The sequence below is a fragment of the Streptococcus mitis genome, from assembly GCF_001579045.1.
In the GTDB taxonomy this organism is placed as follows: Bacteria; Bacillota; Bacilli; order Lactobacillales; family Streptococcaceae; genus Streptococcus; species Streptococcus mitis_D.
Genome location: NZ_KQ970261.1, coordinates 1 through 1,502, shown reverse-complemented (window position 1 = coordinate 1,502; position 1,502 = coordinate 1). Strand labels below are relative to the sequence as shown.

At 37.8% G+C, this 1,502-nt stretch carries 1 protein-coding gene; it reads left to right on the top strand.

Features of this window, described 5'->3' with window-relative positions; all coding sequences use genetic code 11:
* Nucleotides 1-56 precede the first annotated feature (56 nt).
* Nucleotides 57-1,502: YSIRK-type signal peptide-containing protein (locus tag SMIDD28_RS11490; protein ID WP_155719298.1), on the top strand; the 1,446-nt coding region annotated here is incomplete at its 3' end.

The following is a 1,502-nucleotide window of genomic DNA, read 5'->3' as shown; positions in this document are numbered from 1 at the left end:
AAGGGGGGGGGTATTTTTTAGTACCTCTAAAATAAAAATAAAAGAGAGGCGATTAAATGAGAAAATCATATCGTGAAGAGAACGGAGAAAAGGTATTCCGTTATTCTATTCGTAAGTACCATTTTGGTGCTGCAAGTGTTGCTGTAGCAGCATTAATGTTTTTTGCTAATGGTGCGGTTAAGGCAGATCCTTTAGCTGTATCACCTGCTACGGCTAATACTGAAAAGGTAAATGCTGGTGTTACGAACTTGACAGAGGGAGTTCCTCTAGAGAAATCTCTAGAAGCTGAGGGGAATAAGGAAATCGTAGCTCCTGAGTCTGCAGAGGAAACATCTAACAAGAAAGATGGAGCTGGTTCCAGTGCTCAAGGCGAAAAAGAGATTAAAGTATCTGATAAAGCTGTGATTCCTGCTAATCAGACGGAGGAAATCAATAAAGCCGAAACAAATGGCAAAGAAAAGGAAGTAGTTACTAATAAAGATAAATTGGAATCTCTTCTAAAAGAAATTGATCAATTAAACTTAAAGGACTATACAGAAGCTACTGTTAAAGTATTACAAGAAAAAGTTGCGAAAGCAAAAGAAGTACTTGTTAATGCAACAACTCAAAAAGAAATTGATCTTGCTTATAATGCCTTGGTTGGATATAAAAACGCTGGTTTAAAACGTGTACCTAAACCAAAAGGAGAACTCACTCCTAAACCAGATACAACCAATGGTAAAGCAACAGTAGGAATAAAAGCGGAAAATACTGAACCAAATGGCACAAATATCGCAGGGCATAATCATAGCTTGAATGGAACTACTCGAGCTGAAGGTAGTGGGTTTAGAACGGCGCCAGCGGGTGATGTTACCTTTTATCATTTAGATGGAAGTATGGAAACAGAGGCGGGACGAGCACCGGATGCACGTTATATATTAAAGTTCAGAAAAGGTCGAGGTTATAGACCACAATACACAAGTGCTACTACTACTGGTGCTTATCTAGATTATACTGGGCAAAGAAATGAAGGAGAATTTATACTTCGCACATTTCAAACTAGAGGAAGTGATGCGGCGGTAGGTACTTATGATTTTCGTTTACGCTTTACGGATTCTAGTACCAGGGAAGTTTATGTTGATCAGTCCCTTAAAGTAACTGTTAAACCTAATAAACCAACTGTAACGGTAGAAAATTTGGAAAATGCTGCAGGTAAACGAGCTGTAGTTAATTCAACAGCGAGAAATTCTAATGATTCTGTTGTTGAATTTTATTTAAACAACATTAAAAAAGCAACAATTCCTGCTGTAAACGGAAAAGCTAGTTGGACACCGGATGAAGCATTACAAACTGGAGATCAAATAACTACTAAAAATATAGCTAGAGACAGAGAATTTATCCCAGCTACTTATGGTGGAGATATTCATGTGGAAAGATCTACATCAGACATGAGTAATGCAGTAACGATACCAACACCACCAATGCCAGTATTAGATAAAGATGGGGCAATAGAAGCTATCAAA